The 16,956-nt window shown below is 57.6% G+C and carries 16 protein-coding genes and 1 tRNA gene; 4 read left to right on the top strand and 13 right to left on the bottom strand.

Annotated features, from left to right (window positions below; genetic code table 11):
- Positions 1–2 precede the first annotated feature (2 nt).
- The 4 genes from AC6CHO_RS04340 to gnd form a co-directional block, all read right to left on the bottom strand.
- Positions 3–1,622, bottom strand: a complete 1,620-nt coding sequence (locus tag AC6CHO_RS04340; protein ID WP_498213880.1) for a carbohydrate-binding domain-containing protein — start codon at positions 1,620–1,622, stop codon at positions 3–5.
- A gap of 67 nt (positions 1,623–1,689) precedes the next feature.
- Complete coding sequence (locus tag AC6CHO_RS04335) at positions 1,690–2,787, bottom strand: GtrA family protein (protein ID WP_498213879.1); 1,098 nt, start codon at positions 2,785–2,787, stop codon at positions 1,690–1,692.
- A complete protein-coding gene (locus tag AC6CHO_RS04330) occupies positions 2,784–3,788 on the bottom strand; it encodes a phosphodiester glycosidase family protein (RefSeq protein WP_498213877.1) in 1,005 nt (334 codons plus the stop codon). The genes AC6CHO_RS04335 and AC6CHO_RS04330 overlap by 4 nt, the downstream gene beginning before the upstream one ends.
- 198 nt (positions 3,789–3,986) lie before the next feature.
- Complete coding sequence (gene gnd, locus AC6CHO_RS04325; protein WP_498213875.1) at positions 3,987–5,426, bottom strand: NADP-dependent phosphogluconate dehydrogenase; 1,440 nt, start codon at positions 5,424–5,426, stop codon at positions 3,987–3,989.
- Positions 5,427–5,632: 206 nt separating this feature from the next.
- Between gnd and AC6CHO_RS04320 the strand changes: the two genes are divergently transcribed.
- Complete coding sequence (locus tag AC6CHO_RS04320; RefSeq protein WP_060701526.1) at positions 5,633–6,367, top strand: FadR/GntR family transcriptional regulator; 735 nt, start codon at positions 5,633–5,635, stop codon at positions 6,365–6,367.
- 98 nt (positions 6,368–6,465) lie between these two features.
- Here AC6CHO_RS04320 and AC6CHO_RS04315 read toward each other — a convergent pair whose 3' ends face one another.
- On the bottom strand, positions 6,466–7,881 hold the full coding sequence (locus AC6CHO_RS04315; RefSeq protein WP_060701525.1) for a GntP family permease: 1,416 nt from the start codon (positions 7,879–7,881) through the stop codon (positions 6,466–6,468).
- A 47-nt stretch (positions 7,882–7,928) separates the two neighbouring features.
- Positions 7,929–8,450, bottom strand: coding sequence for a gluconokinase (locus AC6CHO_RS04310; RefSeq protein WP_498213874.1), 522 nt, complete (start codon positions 8,448–8,450; stop codon positions 7,929–7,931).
- Positions 8,451–8,769: 319 nt separating this feature from the next.
- Here AC6CHO_RS04310 and AC6CHO_RS04305 point away from each other — a divergent pair, with 319 nt between their 5' ends.
- Positions 8,770–9,030 carry a GlsB/YeaQ/YmgE family stress response membrane protein gene (locus tag AC6CHO_RS04305; protein WP_060701523.1) on the top strand — a complete coding sequence of 87 codons (261 nt, stop codon included), beginning with the start codon at positions 8,770–8,772 and terminating at the stop codon, positions 9,028–9,030.
- A gap of 168 nt (positions 9,031–9,198) precedes the next feature.
- Entirely contained in the window at positions 9,199–9,888 is a 690-nt protein-coding gene (gene trhA / locus AC6CHO_RS04300; protein ID WP_498213872.1) for a PAQR family membrane homeostasis protein TrhA, read from the top strand.
- Between the two features lie 71 nt (positions 9,889–9,959).
- Here trhA and AC6CHO_RS04295 read toward each other — a convergent pair whose 3' ends face one another.
- The 6 genes from AC6CHO_RS04295 to AC6CHO_RS04270 form a co-directional block, all read right to left on the bottom strand.
- Positions 9,960–11,234, bottom strand: coding sequence for an MFS transporter (locus tag AC6CHO_RS04295; RefSeq protein ID WP_498213871.1), 1,275 nt, complete (start codon positions 11,232–11,234; stop codon positions 9,960–9,962).
- Complete coding sequence (gene argE, locus AC6CHO_RS04290; RefSeq protein WP_498213870.1) at positions 11,231–12,400, bottom strand: acetylornithine deacetylase; 1,170 nt, start codon at positions 12,398–12,400, stop codon at positions 11,231–11,233. The genes AC6CHO_RS04295 and argE overlap by 4 nt, the downstream gene beginning before the upstream one ends.
- Before the next feature lie 180 nt (positions 12,401–12,580).
- Positions 12,581–12,775: a CsbD family protein gene (locus AC6CHO_RS04285; RefSeq protein WP_498213869.1), complete on the bottom strand. Its 195-nt coding sequence runs from the start codon at positions 12,773–12,775 to the stop codon at positions 12,581–12,583.
- A 166-nt stretch (positions 12,776–12,941) separates the two neighbouring features.
- Positions 12,942–13,550, bottom strand: coding sequence for a class I SAM-dependent methyltransferase (locus tag AC6CHO_RS04280; RefSeq protein WP_498213868.1), 609 nt, complete (start codon positions 13,548–13,550; stop codon positions 12,942–12,944).
- Between the two features lie 141 nt (positions 13,551–13,691).
- Entirely contained in the window at positions 13,692–14,039 is a 348-nt protein-coding gene (locus AC6CHO_RS04275; RefSeq protein ID WP_498213867.1) for a TfoX/Sxy family protein, read from the bottom strand.
- 13 nt (positions 14,040–14,052) lie between these two features.
- Entirely contained in the window at positions 14,053–14,412 is a 360-nt protein-coding gene (locus AC6CHO_RS04270) for a nuclear transport factor 2 family protein (RefSeq protein WP_498213866.1), read from the bottom strand.
- Positions 14,413–15,365: 953 nt separating this feature from the next.
- On the opposite strand from AC6CHO_RS04270, the gene AC6CHO_RS04265 reads away from it, so the two are divergent.
- Complete coding sequence (locus AC6CHO_RS04265; protein ID WP_498213865.1) at positions 15,366–16,562, top strand: IS1249 family transposase; 1,197 nt, start codon at positions 15,366–15,368, stop codon at positions 16,560–16,562.
- Between the two features lie 143 nt (positions 16,563–16,705).
- On the opposite strand, the gene AC6CHO_RS04260 is transcribed toward AC6CHO_RS04265, so the two are convergent.
- Positions 16,706–16,781 (bottom strand) — tRNA-Val (locus AC6CHO_RS04260).
- Positions 16,782–16,956 lie beyond the last annotated feature (175 nt).

Raw genomic sequence — 16,956 nt, 5'->3', positions numbered from 1 at the left:
TTTTACTGGCCGCCAGGACCGCCGCCTTGGCCACCCATGCCGCCGCCCATTCCGGACTCGAATTCTCCAGCGGTCGCAGTTGCCACCTTCGTTGCGTCCGTGATGCTGCCGGCCCCCAGACCCGCGTCGACATCGGCCGTTCCTCCGGTGTAGATGCTGTAGGTGTCCCCGTCTGCGATCTCAGAGCTGGAATACACCACGTTGGCTGTTGCCTTTGAAGTCACAAAACTGGCAACCACGCTGCCACTGGAATCAACAATGTGAATGGCGACGCCTGCATCGACGGTCGTTCCCAAGGAAGCCTGGACACCGGACTGCTTTGACGTCTCGCCTAGGCCTTCTGCCATGCCATCGCTACCCGCGGCAAACAGCACACCCCCGTCGACCGAGATATCGCCATTCGAGTCCAGCGCCCCGTTGCCGCCACTGGTTGGGCCATTGACAACAGTAGTGCCACCGGTAATTGAGATGTCCCCATTAGAATCCAACCCGTCGCCCTCGGCTGAGATGGTGACCTTGCCGCCAGAAATATTCAGGTGGGCATCCTGTGCGGCATCCATTGCCCCGCCACCACCCTGAGCAGCATTCTCGGAGCTGCCAGCAGTTGCGTTGACACCGTCGTCACTGGCAGTCACGTTCACCGTTGCGCCGGTCAGATTGATAGTTGGCGCTTCCAGCCCCTCATTTGATTTGGCGACCGTGGCAGCTCCCCCACTGAGCGTCAAAAGCTGCTCGGCCTTGATGCCGTCGTCACCGGCCGAAACGTTCAGCTGACCGCCATACTGATGGAGCCAGCCCCGGTCAGCATCTGTGTCATTTGTTGACTTGATGCCATCCCCAGTGGCGGTAATATCGACGTTTCCGCCAAGCAGCGCGACGTAGTCCTTGCCCTTGATTCCATCATCTGCCGACGTAACTGTCAGTTGGCCCGAAGCGAGCACCAGCCCGTCTTTGCTCACAATGCCGTCATGGTAATTTCCCTTGACATCCAAGGAACCCTCACCAGCAATGGTCAGGTCCGCCATCGAGTAGATCGCTGCATTCGCAGCATCTTCGGCGGTATCTGAATAGGTACTGGCATCCGATACGGAGTTGCTCGTGCCTTCTTCAAGGTAGAGGAGGGTCTCATTGGACTCATTAACCTGGATTGCCGAACCGGTCGAGCTGCTAATCGACGCATTGTCCAAGATAATTCGGACCACGTCTTCCTTGCCGGCAGCAACAACCACCTTGCCGTCGCTGAGCGAACCAGAAAGCCGGTATGTGCCTGCTGCGTTAATGGTGACGGTATCCTCGTCCACGGAGACACTATCCGAGTCAGTCCCCGAAACCTTCGTGCTTCCATCCGAGAGGTCTACTTTAGTTTCCTTATCGGCATCCCACTGCAGATCGTCCTCGTCAAAGTGGGTGTCTTCCGAAACGTCCGTTGCCGAAACCGTTGAATCACCACTCGCCGAGCTAGTGCTTTCGGCGACTTTGGCTGCGCTACTGGCACTGCTGGTTGCATTGATGACATCTGAGACCGTGGTTCCGCTGCCGCTACTCGCACAACCGGTCATTGCCAGTGCAAGCGATAAAGCGGCTACTGAACTTAGTGCCTTGGCTTTAAATGAGTGTTTCATGAGCATTCTTTCTTAATTCAAAAAAAGATTGACAGTAATTTATTACTGTTTGCTGGAGGGTATATGACTATCTTTCAATACCTGTCTGTGGTGAATCTGTATTCACCAAATGCCCCGCTTGTGAATTTTGAATTGGCGCCTCCCGCTGACGTCGCTGTCGAAACAAGAACCGCTTTTGGACTGAGAAACTCGCCAGGAACAAGACAATCTCCGTGACAAACTTTGCGAACAGCAGAGGGATTCCAGCAGTTGAGAGCAGTGAAAGCAACTCATAATTCAACGCCAGTAGCACCAGTGCCAGCAGCGCGTACCGAGCCACAGTTGACCGCATCGGCAACGAACGGCCTTCGGCGAACACCAATTGTCGATTGATCCAATAGTTCACCGCTGCGCTTCCGAGTCGCGCCAGGACCACTGCCGGTAACAAGTTATTGAATATCGCCGTGAACACCATTAGCAGGACAGTATCCACCACGAACCCTGCCAGCGAAGATGCAGAGAACTTCAGCAGTGGCGCATAAATCCGTATCGAATCCCTGATGGGCCGGAAGTGTGAACTCTCATTGTCGTTGAGGTAGATGGTCTGTATCTTGACCGGTTCAAGAGCGATATTCTTCCTGCGCGCTTCAAGGAGCATTTTCAATTCGTATTCATAGCGCTCGCCGTCCACGCTTCCCAGCCATTCAAGTACTTCCGCTGGGAATCCACGCAGTCCAGTTTGGGTGTCATTAAGCCACGCACCGGTGGATAGTGCGAAGAATAATGTGGTGACCTTGTTCCCCAATCGGCTGCGCAGGGGTATTTTCCCGGAGAATTCACGTTCGCCAAGAACGATGCCCTTTTTGCTGCCCACTTCCCTTGCCACAGCGTAAATATCCTCGGCAGCATGCTGACCGTCGCAGTCCGCCGTCACAACATCATGCCCAGGGAAGTTTTCGGCGATGAAGCTGAAACCGGTCTTTAGCGCGGCCCCTTTTCCCATGTTGACCGGATGCTGGATGAGGACCGCTCCTTGGCGCTGGGCGTAGGTGAAAATTTCCTCCGATTCTGCTCCGCTGCCATCGTCAACAAGGACCAGAATCGTTTCGTTGCTCTGCAGTTTTAGCGACTCAATGAGCTGGTTGAGCTTTTCGTCGGGTTCATATGCTGGGATCAGGAGAATCATTGTGTCTCCCCCTGCCCCGCGATAAAGAGAATGTCAGAGGTGCCTCGCTCTTGATCGCGTCCCAGAGGATTGTTAACCAGCTGCCCGTTGAAGAACATGGTCGAAGATCCGCCGCCGTCAATGTTGTAAGCAGTTTCGCACCCGAGATCCAGCATGATTTGGGCCAGTTCCGGCATCGTCACCCCGACGCTATAGCCTTCCGAGCGACCATCGACAACGACGAAAACGAAATGCTTCTCATCAATGATGCCAACGGCAGTTCGTGGTTGTTGACCCTGGATCGAGTGGTTGCCGAAGTTGGTATCAACCTCGACCTGGTCAATGCCGTCAACTTGTTTCGAGTTCTTGACGACGGCAGGGCCGAAAGACAGAGTTTGCCAGACGCCCTCGGAGACCAGCGTGTCTGCGTTGGTAGTGGTTTCGTCGTAAACCTTGGCGCTGCCATCCTTGTAGAATGCCAGTCCTTCACGGGCGCCTTTATCCCTGTAGGCCACGCCGTTGCGAATGACAATGCCCGTGTCCCGGAATCCGTAGTAGTCGCCGTTGATGGCAAATACTGCTGAGTTGTTCTCTGCGATGACACTGGTGGTCTCAGTGATGTTCTCGCCAAAGCTGTCCTTGGCAAAGGCAGAAGCCAGCACGGTTCCTTGTTGAAGCTTGAGATCGGCTGCAAAGTACGTCACTTGATTACTGCCACTGCCCGTGACGGTTTTGGTGATATTGATATTGGCAAGATTCGAGGTGTAGCTGGTATCAGTGACACTTGCCGCAGTCTCGGAAGCGGTCCTCGCAGATGTTGCGGCGGCACTAGTGACACCGGTTTGCTCAACATGCTCGATAACAAATCGATCCAGCGCCCATCCGGCACCACCGCCTGCTGAGGCGAGTACCGCCAGCGAACCAAAGAGAACCGTTCGGCGTGATGGCTTTTTACTCGTAGCCGCTTTTTCGTGGGCTAATTGCTCGGCTCGCGTATTTTGTGATTGAGGAGAATTCGTCATGGAAAAATTTATATAGACGCTACCTGTCAGCAGTTATCGATATACATAGGTGTTTTCCATGAACGGGAATTCAAGAAAGATTTCGTTGGATGTTTCCGGGGGGAAAATTTGCCTTTGTGACACTGATCCTATTAAGAAAAACCGGCCCCCTTTCTAAGTAATTTCTTAGAAAGAAGGCCGGTTTAGGCTGTGAAAACTCTAGTGAGTGTCCTCTGCAGCAATCTCGGAACGGTCACCGCTCCACAGAGTGTGGAAGGTGCCTTCCTTGTCAGTGCGGCGGTAGGTGTGCGCACCGAAGAAGTCACGCAGACCCTGGGTCAATGCTGCCGGCAGGCGGTCGCGGCGCAGGCCATCGTAGTAAGCCAGCGACGAGGAGAAGACTGGTGCCGGAATGCCGAGCTGAACTGCCACGGAGACAACACGGCGCCATGCAGGAACTGCCTTGGCGATTGCTTCGGCAAAGGCTGGAGCGAACAGCAGGTTGACTGGCTTTTCGTCCGCCGAGTAAGCAGCAGTGATGTCCTTGAGCAGGGCCGCACGGATGATGCAGCCTTCACGCCACAAACCTGCGATCTCGTCCAGCTTCAGCTCCCAGTTGTATTCACCGGCAGCCGAGGTGAGCATGTCGAGGCCCTGTGCGTAGGAAACCAGCTTCGATGCGAACAGGGCTTGGCGCACGTCTTCGACGAAGTTCTCTGGCAGGGTGACCTCGGTGGTGTCTGCGGCGAGCACCTTCTGGCCCACAGCGCGGATGTCACGCTGGGAGGACAGCGAGCGAGCGAATACCGATTCGGCGATGGCCGAAACCGGCGAGCCCATATCCAGGCCGGACTGCACGGTCCAGCGGCCGGTGCCCTTCTGGCCCGCGGAGTCCTGGATTACGTCGATCAGCGGCTTGCCGGTGGCAGCGTCGGTGTGGCCCAGGACCTCAGCGGTGATTTCAATCAGGAAGCTGGAAAGCTCCCCCTTGTTCCACTCGCTGAAGATTTCGGCCTGTGCGGCAGGTTCGATGCCTGCAGCGCTGCGCAGCAGGTCGTAGGCCTCGCCGATAACCTGCATGTCGGCGTATTCAATGCCGTTGTGGACCATCTTCACGAAGTGGCCCGCGCCGTCGGTGGAAATCCATGCGCAGCAAGGAGCACCGTCGTCGGCCTTGGCGGAAATCTTTTCCAGCATCGGGCCCAGAGCCTTGTAGGACTCGGCCGAGCCGCCTGGCATGATCGATGGGCCCAGCAGTGCGCCCTCTTCGCCACCGGAAACTCCAACGCCAACGAAGTGGAGGCCCTTTTCGTTCAGGGCTGCTTCGCGGCGACGGGTATCGGTGTAGTGCGAGTTGCCTGCGTCAATGACGATGTCACCTTCATCAAGCAGCGGAACCAGCTGGTCGATGACGGAATCCACCGGACCGCCAGCCTTGACCATAATCAGGACGCGGCGCGGGGTTTCAAGATTCGCGACCAGCTCCTCGAGGCTTTCGGTGCGGATGAAGTCGCCTTCATCGCCATGCGCCTCAAGCAGTGCGTCGGTCTTTCCGACCGAGCGGTTGTACAGGGCGACAGTGTATCCGTTGCGGGCGAAGTTGCGGGCGAGGTTTGCGCCCATCACGGCCAGACCTGTGACACCAATCTGTGCAGGCATAAAAATAAGTCTCCATCAATTACGGGGAGGTGTGCCGTTAACAGAGACCATAAACCATGGCCCCTGAATCACGACCACGTGACCTTCCCATCCTACTAGGCACAGCACCCTGTTTCCCAGAGGACTACCAAAGTTAAAACATATTTATTCTGAGTATTCGGTGGGCGCAACCCTATTTGTTCCTAGCCGTTAGCTAAACTATCCCTATGGCAACTAGTCTGCACGCTCATGTGGTTGAGCATCTCGGCTCCCGCATCGTCAGCGGACAAATCCCCCGCGGCTCGATTATTCTTGCCGCGGATCTTGAGCAGAAGCTCCAGGTCTCCCGTTCGGTGATCCGCGAAGCGGTTCGCGTGCTCGCCCAGTGCGGCCTGGTGACCAGCACCAAGCGCGTGGGCATTCGAGTTCTGGGGGCGGAAAGCTGGAACCCCTACGACGATCACGTCATTCGCTGGCGCCTGGCCGGCGATCAAAAAGGGACGCAGCTCCGCTCCCTGACCGAGCTTCGCATTTCCGTCGAGCCCATGGCCGCTGAACTGGCCGCCGAGGTCGCCCCGGAAGCCATGCGCAAGGAGCTGATGATGATCTCCGCTCAAATGAATCACTATGGACGCCAAGGCGACCTTCGCCGATTCCTGGAACTGGACATTCGCTTCCATGCCCTGGTGCTTGCCGCTTCAGGCAACGAGATGTTCGCCAATCTCTCCACGCCCATTGGCGCGATCCTGCGCGGTCGAACCGAACTTGGACTGATGCCAGAGCGCCCGCACGAAGAGGCGCTGCTCTGGCACCAATCGGTAGCCGATGCCATCTCCAATTCCGATTCGGCCGGTGCCCGCAAGAACATGGAAAGCATCATGCGCCGCACCCATAACGAGATATGCAGCCTCTGGGAGGGCCAGCCGCGCCTGTTTGTCGACCCAGCCAAGGATGCTCGCTAGATCAGCGCACCGATTCATGCTTTCAGGACAACCAAAAATCCGCCGGCCCAACGAATATTCGTTGGGCCGGCGGATTTTTTCGCTAGAGAGGCAGCTTGCTAGGCAAGCGCAGTTGCAATGCCGTAGAGCACCATCACGAAGGCGAAGCCGACAACCGAAACCAAAGCCTGCCCGACCGTCCACACCCGCAAAGTCGTCGATACGTCCATCTGCAGGAAGCGGGACACCAGCCAGAAGCCGGAGTCGTTCACGTGGCCGGCGAACACCGAACCGGCGGCCAACGCCAGAACCATGGTGGCCACCTGGAAAGCGGTCAATGAGCTATCAGCCAAAATTGCCGGCTGAACGATGGCGGCCGCGGTGGTCAATGCCACGGTAGCCGAGCCCTGGGCCAAACGCACGATGGCTGCGATCAGGAAGCCCGCGATGATCAGTGGCATGCCCACCGACTGCAGCGAATCCGCAATAGCATTGCCGATGCCGCTGGCACGAAGCACTCCACCGAACATGCCGCCGGCTCCGGTGATCAAGATGATCGAGCATACCGGGCCGAGAGCCGAGTCAACGACGGTCTCAACCAAGGTCTTGTCCTTGCCCTTGCGGAAGCCGAGCAGGAACATTCCGAGCAAAACAGTGATCAGCAGCGCTACCGGGGTCTCGCCAAACAGGCGAAGCCAGGTAACCCATGACGCTTCTGCATCAACGATGCCGGCGCTGCCGAGCATGTTCAGTCCGGTGTTCATGAAGATCAAGATCAGCGGCAGAAGCAGCAGGCTGAAGACAGTTCCTACCGATGGAGAAGACTTGAAGTCATCCTTGCCAGTGCCGTTGCCCAGTGCTGCATCCAGGATGTTTGGTACTGGGATGTCGAATTTCTTGCCAACGAACTTGCCGAACAGGTGGCCGGAGAAGAACCAAGTCGGGATGGCGACAATTAGGCCCAGAACGAGGACCAGGCCAACATTCGCTTCAAGCAGACCCGAAGCCGCCACTGGGCCTGGATGTGGTGGTACGAAGATGTGCATCACAGAGAATGCAGTTGCCGCTGGAATCGCGTAGTACAGAACAGATCCACCCAGGCGGCGTGCCACGGTGAAGATGATTGGAAGCATGACCACGAGGCCAGCGTCGAAGAAGATGGGGAAACCGAAGAGCAGCGATGCCACGGACAGCGCCAGCGGAGCACGCTTTTCGCCGAACTTGGAGATGAGCCAGTTGGTCATCACCTCGGCGCCACCGCTGGTTTCCAGCATTCGGCCGAGCATCGCACCAAGGCCCACGAGCAAGGCGACGCTCGCAAGCGTTGAGCCGAAGCCGCTGGTCAAAGTGGTGATCACCGATGCCGCAGGAATGCCTGCGGCAATTGCCGTCAGCAAGCTGGTGAGAACCAGAGCCACAAAAGCGTGGATCCGGAAGCGGATAATTAGGACCAGCAGCACGGCGACCGCCGCTACCGCGAGTCCGAGGAGACCGGGCGTACCCAGCGTCCAGTTCATTTCGAGCTCAGTTGTCATTGTCGTCCTTGATCAATGGTTATTCATGCCAGTTACTGGCATGTGGCTTATGAGAGGTGCGCTACTCCGAGGTCAATTACAAGTTGACGCACGATATCCTCAGGAGAATTGGAAATGTCAGCGGTGAGAACCGCTTCATCAGCGGTGGGAAGCTCCAGGGTGGCCAATTGGCTGTCCAGCAGCGAGGAAGGCATGTACTCGTGGGAGCGTGCGTTCATTCGATCGCGAATAACAGTTGGCACACCTGCCAGATGCACAAAAATGGTTGACGGCTCCAAGGAACGAATCAAATCGCGGTAACTGCGCTTCAGGGCGGAGCACGCAATAACCAGCGGTTCTCCCTGGTTGGTTCCTTCAGCAAGCTTCTGGCCAATGACTCGCAACCAAGGTTCGCGGTCCTGATCATTCAACGCTTCGCCTGTGGCCATTTTCTGCTTATTGGATTCGGGGTGCAGGCTATCGCCGTCGACGAATTGACGATTCAGCTCATCCGCCAGCATCTGGCCGATAGTCGTCTTGCCGCTGCCCGAAACACCCATAACGATGATGGCTGGGACCAGTTCACTCATGTATTCACTCCGTCGTGCGCAAACCTAATATCAGACTTAAGGATTGTTTGATTGGATAAAATCTGATTTAACAAGCGTATGAGCGACAGTGACCCGTGTCAACCATTTCACAGGACTCGAACCTTGACTTCTTGAAAGCCGGAGATCAGACATCATTTACAAGTAGAAACATCGCGAACCTTCAAGTTAAACTTGAATCTATGTTGTGAAAAGCCCGAAAATCAACAGGCCTTCTATAGAACCCCAGCTCAAAGCAATGTAATGTCTGGATTAAGTGGTCAAACCCGATCACTAGAGATTCTGACCATTGGAGCGAATCATGGGATTCATTGGATGGATAGTTTTGGGCCTGATTGCTGGCGCTATCGCAAAAGCAATCCTGCCAGGCAAGCAGGGTGGCGGATGGATCGCGACCTTGTTGCTAGGGGTCGTCGGCGCATTGCTCGGCGGCTGGATTGGCAGCCTTATCTTTGACAAGGGAATGAGCGGGTTCTTCTCACTTTGGAGCTGGATCCTGGCCATCGGCGGTGCATTGATTGTCTTGGTCGTTTGGGGATTCATCACCAAGAAGCGCGCCTAGCCGGCGATTTTTATACTTGTCCTCTGCGGCATTGAAGAAACCCGCCCAGTGAACTGGGCGGGTTTCTTCGTGATTGGCATCCTGCGCCAGGCACAGTGGGAACCTAGCATTCTGCCGTAGACTTCGAAGACTGGGGATCGCTCCCCGAGCACTACGTTAAGGACTCCCGTGGCCATTGATCCCATGACCCCCACCGCAGAAAATCGAGCTCCGAAAAAATTCTTGCCCATCGGCACCGAACGAACGCGCTGGCGCGGATTGATTCATGCATGGTCAACTCCGGGAATCATCATCATGAATCTAGTGCTCATCGTCCTGGCCGATGGTCGCCTTGCCGAATGGACCAGCGCAATCTTCGCGATATGCTCCATCCTGCTCTTTGGCACCTCCGCGCTCTACCACCGTGGAAATTGGACCGACAAGGTCATGGGTCTTTTCCGTCGAGCGGATCACGCCAACATATTCCTGCTCATCGCCGGCACCTACACACCGGTTGCAGCGCTGACGCTCCCGGGCAAACAGGCAATCATCGTCTTATCCATCATCTGGGCTGGAGCAATAGCCGGGATCGCCATCAAGACCATCTGGCCCACGGCGCCGCGCTGGGTCGGCGTGAGTCTATACATTCTTCTCGGGTGGGGCGCGCTAATGCAGCTGCCAGCTTTTTGGGCGGCAAATCCGGCAACCATGATCCTGATCCTTGCCGGTGGGCTCGCATATACGGTTGGGGCCGTTTTTTATGCCACCAAACGCCCCAACCCCTTGCCGGCAATCTTCGGTTTCCACGAACTATTCCATGCCTGCACAATCATCGCTTTCCTCTGCCATTGGACAGCCGTTCTGCTCGTCGCGCTTTAGACCGGCACAATACGTAGACTCGTGGCCGCCAACTCACAAGAGCCGGCGGCCACGTGCGCGTTCAGGGGACGCTAGCGCTGAGCGTAGCGCCGACGGACGAAGAACAAGCCGACCAGCGAAATCACGGCGATGGCCATGTAGTAGATACTTGGCGCATCCAGCGAACCGGTCACCTTGAGCAGCCAGGTCAGCACCAGCGGAGCAATGCCCCCGAGCAAGGTCACGCCCACGTTGTAGGCAACTGACAATCCGGAACCACGGATAGCCGCTGGGAACAGTCCCGAGAGCAGCGCGGGAAGCGGTCCGAAGTAGAAGGACATGATGACGCCAAGCAGCGCGATCACCACCACCATGACCCCGACTGTGGGCGTGGAAGTCATCAGCTTGAACAAAGGATAGGCAAGCACGAAAGCGGCTACTGCCGCATAGGTCATCACCTTTGCAGGGCCAACGCGGTCTGCCAGATGCCCGACAAGCGGCACCCCGCACAGCGTGATGACGCCAGCTGCGATGCCGCCCAAGAATGCCGCATCGCCCGGGATGCCCAGGTTATTCACGGCGAAGGTTGGCATGAACAGGATCAAATAGACAGAAATCGTGGCGACACCAATGACCGCAGATCCAGCCAGCAGCCGACCGTAGTGCACTTTGAAGAGGGTCCCCAGCGGGAACTTTTCTTTCACCACGGATGTGAACTCCTCGGTCTCTTCCAGCCGAGCCCTGATGTACAGCCCCACCGGACCAATCAGCAGGCCAACGAAAAATGGCACACGCCAGCCCCACGCTTCCAGATCCTGTGGACTCAGGCCAGTAGTGAGGAAATATCCGAACCCGGAGGCGAGCAACATCGAAGCGCCCTGGCTGGCCACCTGCCACGACGAGTAGTAGGCCTTTTTATGCGGAGCCGTTTCGATCAGGAATGCGGTCGAGGTTCCGAATTCGCCGCCGGCAGAGAATCCCTGAATCAGGCGGGAAAGCAGGATGATCAACGCGCCTGCCACGCCGACCGACGCGTAGGGAGGAGCCACGGCCATGATCAAGGTGCCCACCATCATCAGCCCAAGCGTGAGGGTGAGCGCCTTCTTCCGTCCCTTGCGATCCGCATAGCTTCCCAGCACCATCCCGCCCAGCGGGCGGATCACGTAGGAAATCGCGAAGGTCGCGAAGGTGAGGATCAGCGCGAAAGTCGGATCCGACTCGGGATAGAAAACCTTGGCAATAGTGGTGGCAAAGGTGGCATAAACAATGATGTCGAACCATTCCAGGGCCGCGCCAATGGAACTGGAAATGACCGCCTTGCGGGCCATCGCGATCTGTTGCACGGTGGCTGGACTTGCCGCGCTCATCGGCTCAGCTGCGCAATCAGCGAGTCAATGAAGTTCTCGCACTCGGCGATCTGGTCGAGCAAGATGTATTCATCCGGCGCATGTGCCTGGGCGATGTCTCCGGGGCCGCACACGACGGTCGGAATGCCCGCGGCCGAGAACAAGCCCGCTTCGGTACCGTAGGTTACCTTCTCATCGGTGGCGATCGCCCCGCAGGCTGCCGCGAGCGCGACAATTTCCTCGCCCGGCTCGGTATCCAGGCCGGGAGCACCCGCCTGCTGCTCGAAGCTGACCGAGCACGAAGGATTCTTCTCGCGCATTTGGGCTTCGAGCTTGGCGGCCTCGTCACGGAAGCGGGCCGTGAGCTGCTCGCGATCCACCACAGCCAATGAACGGTACTCGAAGAACACCACCGCTTGCGAAGGAATGGTGTTCACTGCGATGCCGGCATCAAACTTGTTCACGTTCATGGTGGTGGACGGCTCGATGAATGCTGCGTCCTGCGGCCCGCTGGTACGCAGCTCCTGGGACACTTCCTCGACAAAACCGGCAAAGCGCAGCGCGTAGGAAATTGCGTTCACGCCCTCGGAGGGTAGCGACGAGTGCGCGGCGACTCCGTTGAACTGCACGCGGAACACATTCATCGACTTGTGCCCGCGAATCGCCCGCATGCTCGACGGCTCCCCGACAAAGCATCCGCGGGGTGCCAATCCATCGTCCACGATCTTGTCCACCAAACTCACCGCGCCGACGCAACCGACCTCTTCGTCGTAGGACAGCGCCAGGTGAATTGGCTCGGAGAGCTGTGCGCTGGTCAGCTGGTCGAGCTTGGCCAGGATCACCCCCAGATACCCCTTCATATCGCAGGTTCCACGGCCGTACAGCTTGTCGCCTCGTACCTGGGCGTCAAATGGCTCGCTGCTCCAGTCCTGCCCGTCGACCGGCACGACGTCGGTGTGCCCCGAGAGCACAATGCCGCCAGTGCGGCCGCCATCGCTTGCAGGAATGGTGGCCAGCAGGTTGGCCTTGGTGCGCTCTTCATTGAGAATCAACGTGGACTCCACACCGTGCGCTCGAAGTTTTCCGGCGACACTTTCGATCAGCGGCAAATTGGTGTCGCGGCTCGTGGTGTCCACCGCGATCAGCTCGCGGATTTCTTTCATGCTTGCTTCGGTGGGTGCAGCCATTACAACTCCCGGGTACTCGGCTTCGTTACACAGTTTTCATGCTGTCACACCTAGTCACTAGCGCATAGTAGATGTCCAACAATGGCGTTGGGCTCTTGGCCGCCAACCCGTGCGGCTCGCGGATCGCCGCCGAGTACGCCAATGGCACCCGCTCTCGCGGGTGCCATCAGTTCGCTGCTTCTACCTGCCCAGATTATCGCGGGCATCCTTGGCGGCGTCCTTGACTGCTTCACCAGCCTGCTTGGCCTTCGCTGCCGCTTGGTCCTTTATACCCTCGGCTTGCAGCTCCTCGTCGCCGGAGGCATCGCCCGCGGCTTCCTTGGCCTCGCCCGCAGCCTCCTGGGACTTGTTCTTGAATTTGTCTAGCAAACCCATCAGACGTACTCCTCACGCGGTTGGTCCAACGTCGTACGTTCTCGACTTTACCGAGTGAGCACTCGAGCCAGCTGGCCAGCGCCTGCGCATTGGCTGGAATTTTTTCGACGAACCTGCGCCGGCCTCGGTCGGCGGATAAGCTGTGCGCTCGCCGGGCCCCGCGCCCCTAAGCCTGGCCCAGGACCGCCACCAGGAAGTCCTCGCCTGGTTCGCGCAGGGTCCAGGTCGAGTAGCGCTGCTGAACCGCCAGCCCTGCACGTACCGCGTCGGCGGTGAAATCCTCGAATGCATAGCCACGCCCGGCACCAAATCCGATGACCAGGCGGCCATCGGCAGCCAGATGCCCCCGCATTTTCTGCAGTGCCGGCAGGCGTTCAGCCTCGGACAAGAAAGTCACGACATTGCCGGCCGAGACGATCAGGTCGAATTCACGAAGATGCCCGGCACCGTCATCCACGCTGAATGAGGCGAGATTCCCGACCTGCCACTGCGCCAGCGGATAGTCTTCGCTGGCGACGTCGATCAGGTGCGCATCGAGGTCGATCCCGACCACCTGGTGCCCCTGCTCGGAGAGCCAACCGCCGATGCGTCCGGTGCCGCAGCCGGCATCCAGGATCCTACTGCCGCGTTCGGCCATCGCGTCGATGGTGCGCGCTTCACCGAAGATGTCCTTGCCTTCGGCGGCCAGATTCCGCCAGCGCTGCGCGAAGTTCTGGGAATGGTCGGGGTTGGCCCTCAGATTGGCGAGCCAGAGGTTTTCGTCAGGTGCACTCATGCTTCCATTTTCCCACGGCACACCCGTAAACCAGCCGTTGGCTGGCGCTTCGCTTCGGCCCTCTTGGAGGATTTCGCCCTGTCGCGGATGGTCCGCCGCAGACGTTGCGCCAGGGCCCTGCAGGAGCGCGCCGCATTCCACTTATTGGTCTGCACACGTGGCCTTGCGGTTGTAGTCCATGGCGGCACGTACCCAAATAGCAAGCTGGTCATCAGTGACGATGGCTTCAGCGGCAACCTGGATCCAGCCCTGGCCCATGCTGCGGCCGCGCCCCATTTCTGCTTGGGCGGCCCCTGGCCAGCCCAGCACCTCCTCGTGGCGCCCGCCGTCGACTCGCACGAGCAGTCCCCCGTTTTTGTGGACGCTGACGAGCATTTTCTCGTTGACCATCAGGGACCTGCCGCCGAACATCGAGACCTCCCGCACCGCGGGCTCGGCTGCGAGCATTGACCTCAGGCGTGCAACGACCTGGGATTGCTGGGGAGTCATGGCATTCACTTGTTCAGGCCTGCCCGGTCGGCCGGTAGGACATACGGTCAAAAATCAGCACGCTGTGCACGATCAAACCGTCTTCGACGGTGAAATACTCCGCGGCCGGGGTCGTGGCAGTGACGGCGGTCTGCGGGTAGTAGAACAGGGCCACCCGATCGCCTTCGGCGAATTGCGCGATCTCACCAATGCCGGTCAGCATTGGAGCGAAGCCGCCGATGAAGTCCCGGTAGGCGTTGATACCTTTCAGATCAATTCCCGGGGCGCGGCAAACGATGTCCTTGGAAACGCAACTCATGGCCGTATCGATGTCTCCGGTGGTCCATGCTTGGTGATATTTCTTCACGATCCCGTGCGCGGTACCCTGGTTCATCGGATTCTCCCGTTCTTCCTTTTGCGCAAGCAGCTTGTGTGGTTTCTATTTTGGCAAGGGATGTCAAGGACCGCACCTAAATCGCCGCATGTTCCTGCCATGGCCATACCGGGCAGGGACTGCGCCTAGATGTGAGCACGGCCAAACAGGAGAGCTTCGGGCGAATCCCAAAGCCAAGCTCAATGCGGGAGTCGCCATCCGGGTGCGAGAACAGTAACTCGGCTTTTGATGCTCCAGCGAGCAGGTCCTCGCTTCTGCCGCGTTGACGGCGGCATGCTGCCCCATCCGGGCAGCCAGGCCGCGCTTGGTGATCAAGCATTTGAACAACTTCTCTTGAGAAGCGGCCATGCCTCTGCTGTCGCGGATCCCAGCCATAGCTTTCCACTTTTCCGGATTCGGTCAACGGTTTGAGGGCAGCGAACTGTCCCGGCCAAACACCGTCCAAATACGAACGAACGGCCGCAAACCCGTCGGAGATTCCCTGCAATTCGCATCGGCTAGCGCGCGCGACGACTCGCCAAGGCCCGTGGCTGATGCTGAACTTTCCATGGCGCCTCCTACAGCAAATGGGCCCAGCGTAACAAAAATGCGCGCTAGTGCTCATGAAAGTCAGCGTATCTGGAGAAGGGGAAAACGATCATTTGCCGAAAGGAGAGCCGAGATCTGCCGCGGCAAAGAAATTCCGCGTTTATCGGGCAATTGTGCAATCATCACCCGATGCATCCCTGACGCACGCGAAGCGGCGTTCTCGCTGGCGGATTGGAAGAGGTGAAAACGCAAGCGGCAGGTGTCGCATATTTTTTTGATGTCTGGCCCGAGCGGCTTGCAAAGTCCAGGCAACATTTTTATTCGTTTGTTGGCAGTCGTCGATGCCGATTCGGGGCCTATAGGCAATAAATGGTGTCTGAAAACTTGATCCTGCCCCGGCACTCCGGGGCAGAATCATGTTTTGCATGGATTTCGTTCCCATAGGTGTGACCCTTAATAGAAAAAACACCCACCTATGTAGTATCTGCCAAAGTCCTCAAAAGAAGAACGGGAAACGCAACGGCAAGCAACGATGGCGATGCATTAGCTGCAATGCCTCGACCACTCATCAACGACCAGATACGACCCAACGCAACGTCCTCATCGGCTTCGTCAACTGGCTGCTGAGCAAGCAAACCCAAGCCGACCACGCTGGCGGCACTGGCAGGACCTTCCGCTACCAAACCCAGTGGTGCTGGGACGTGTATCCGTACCTGAACCAGACCGGCGAGGTCTTTGACGAGATCCAGGTCGACGGGATCTACCTGCGCCCAGGCTGGTGCCTGCTCATCGCTATCGCCAACGGCAAAGTCATCGGCTGGCAATGGTGCGACCACGAAAAATCAGCTGCCTCGATCGCGCTGCTCAAACACTTCCCACAACCGAAAGTCGTTGTCACCGACGGTGGCTCAGGACTGCTCAAAGCGCTGAAAATGCTCTGGCCCGGAGTGGAAGTCCAACGATGCCTAGTGCATATCCAACGCACCATACGCACGTACCTGACCCTGAAGCCACGAATGGAAGCAGGCAAGTCACTACGGCATTTGAGTTTGCAATTGACCAGGATCAAAGACCAGGACGAAGCCGCCCGTTGGGCGGTTGCCTTAGCTGAATGGCAGTCAAAGTATCAGTATCTGCTCGATGAGCGCACCTACGCCAAAGACTGGGCTGGGCCCTGGCCCAAAGGCATCAGTCAGTCCCGGAAGTCCTGGCCGACCCACGAGCGACTACTCAAGGCCTATAACGCGATGAACTCTGTTTTGAAGCGTGGCCATCTGTTCACGTATCTGAAGCCGGAGCTCATTGGTCTTAGTGTCAGTACGACAACGAACATGATTGAAGGAGCGATTAATTCCGGGATCAGGGAGATGATTAGGCTCCACCGTGGCATGCCCATTGAGCATCGCCGGCGTGCGTGTGAATGGTTTTGCTGGACGCACGCGGATTCGTTGGAACGTCCGAAGCTGCCTTTGGTCATCAAGGAATCAGAGCTCTTGCTGAAGGAGCGGGAGGCGGCCAGGAAACCTGTTCCGGACCTGGTTGGTCCTGAGGTTTATGGCACTGCTTCTATTGCTGAGGAGGGTCTTTATGCTCGGGCTGGTTGGGGTGGGCGTAGCCGCTAATTCAAGGTTTTGAGGTGGTCTGGTCCGGGTGACATGCCCGGGCCAGACACCATTTATTGCCTATAAGCCCGATTCGGCGAACTTTGAATACAGAAAAACCGCTTCAAGCACTCCAGTCAGGAGTATTGAAGCGGTTATCTTTTTGGTGGGCCCTACCGGGATCGAACCGATGACATTCACGGTGTAAACGTGACGCTCTACCATCTGAGCTAAAGGCCCTCCTGCAGTTTCAAACTAGGAATTTTCGTTCCTTCGTCCATCCTCTGCAACAAGAAATAATTTAGTACACCCGGGACTGACTTGGCAAATTGAACAAGGCAATTTCACAAAAGAGTGCCGAGTGTCACTATCACCCCATGCGGATTTCCACCACGCTGCGATTAAAGCTGGGCTG

The organism is Glutamicibacter sp. GQ173, assembly GCF_059759215.1.
The sequence above is the reverse complement of the archived record's forward strand: the minus strand, read 5'-3'. Positions and strand labels throughout refer to the sequence as shown.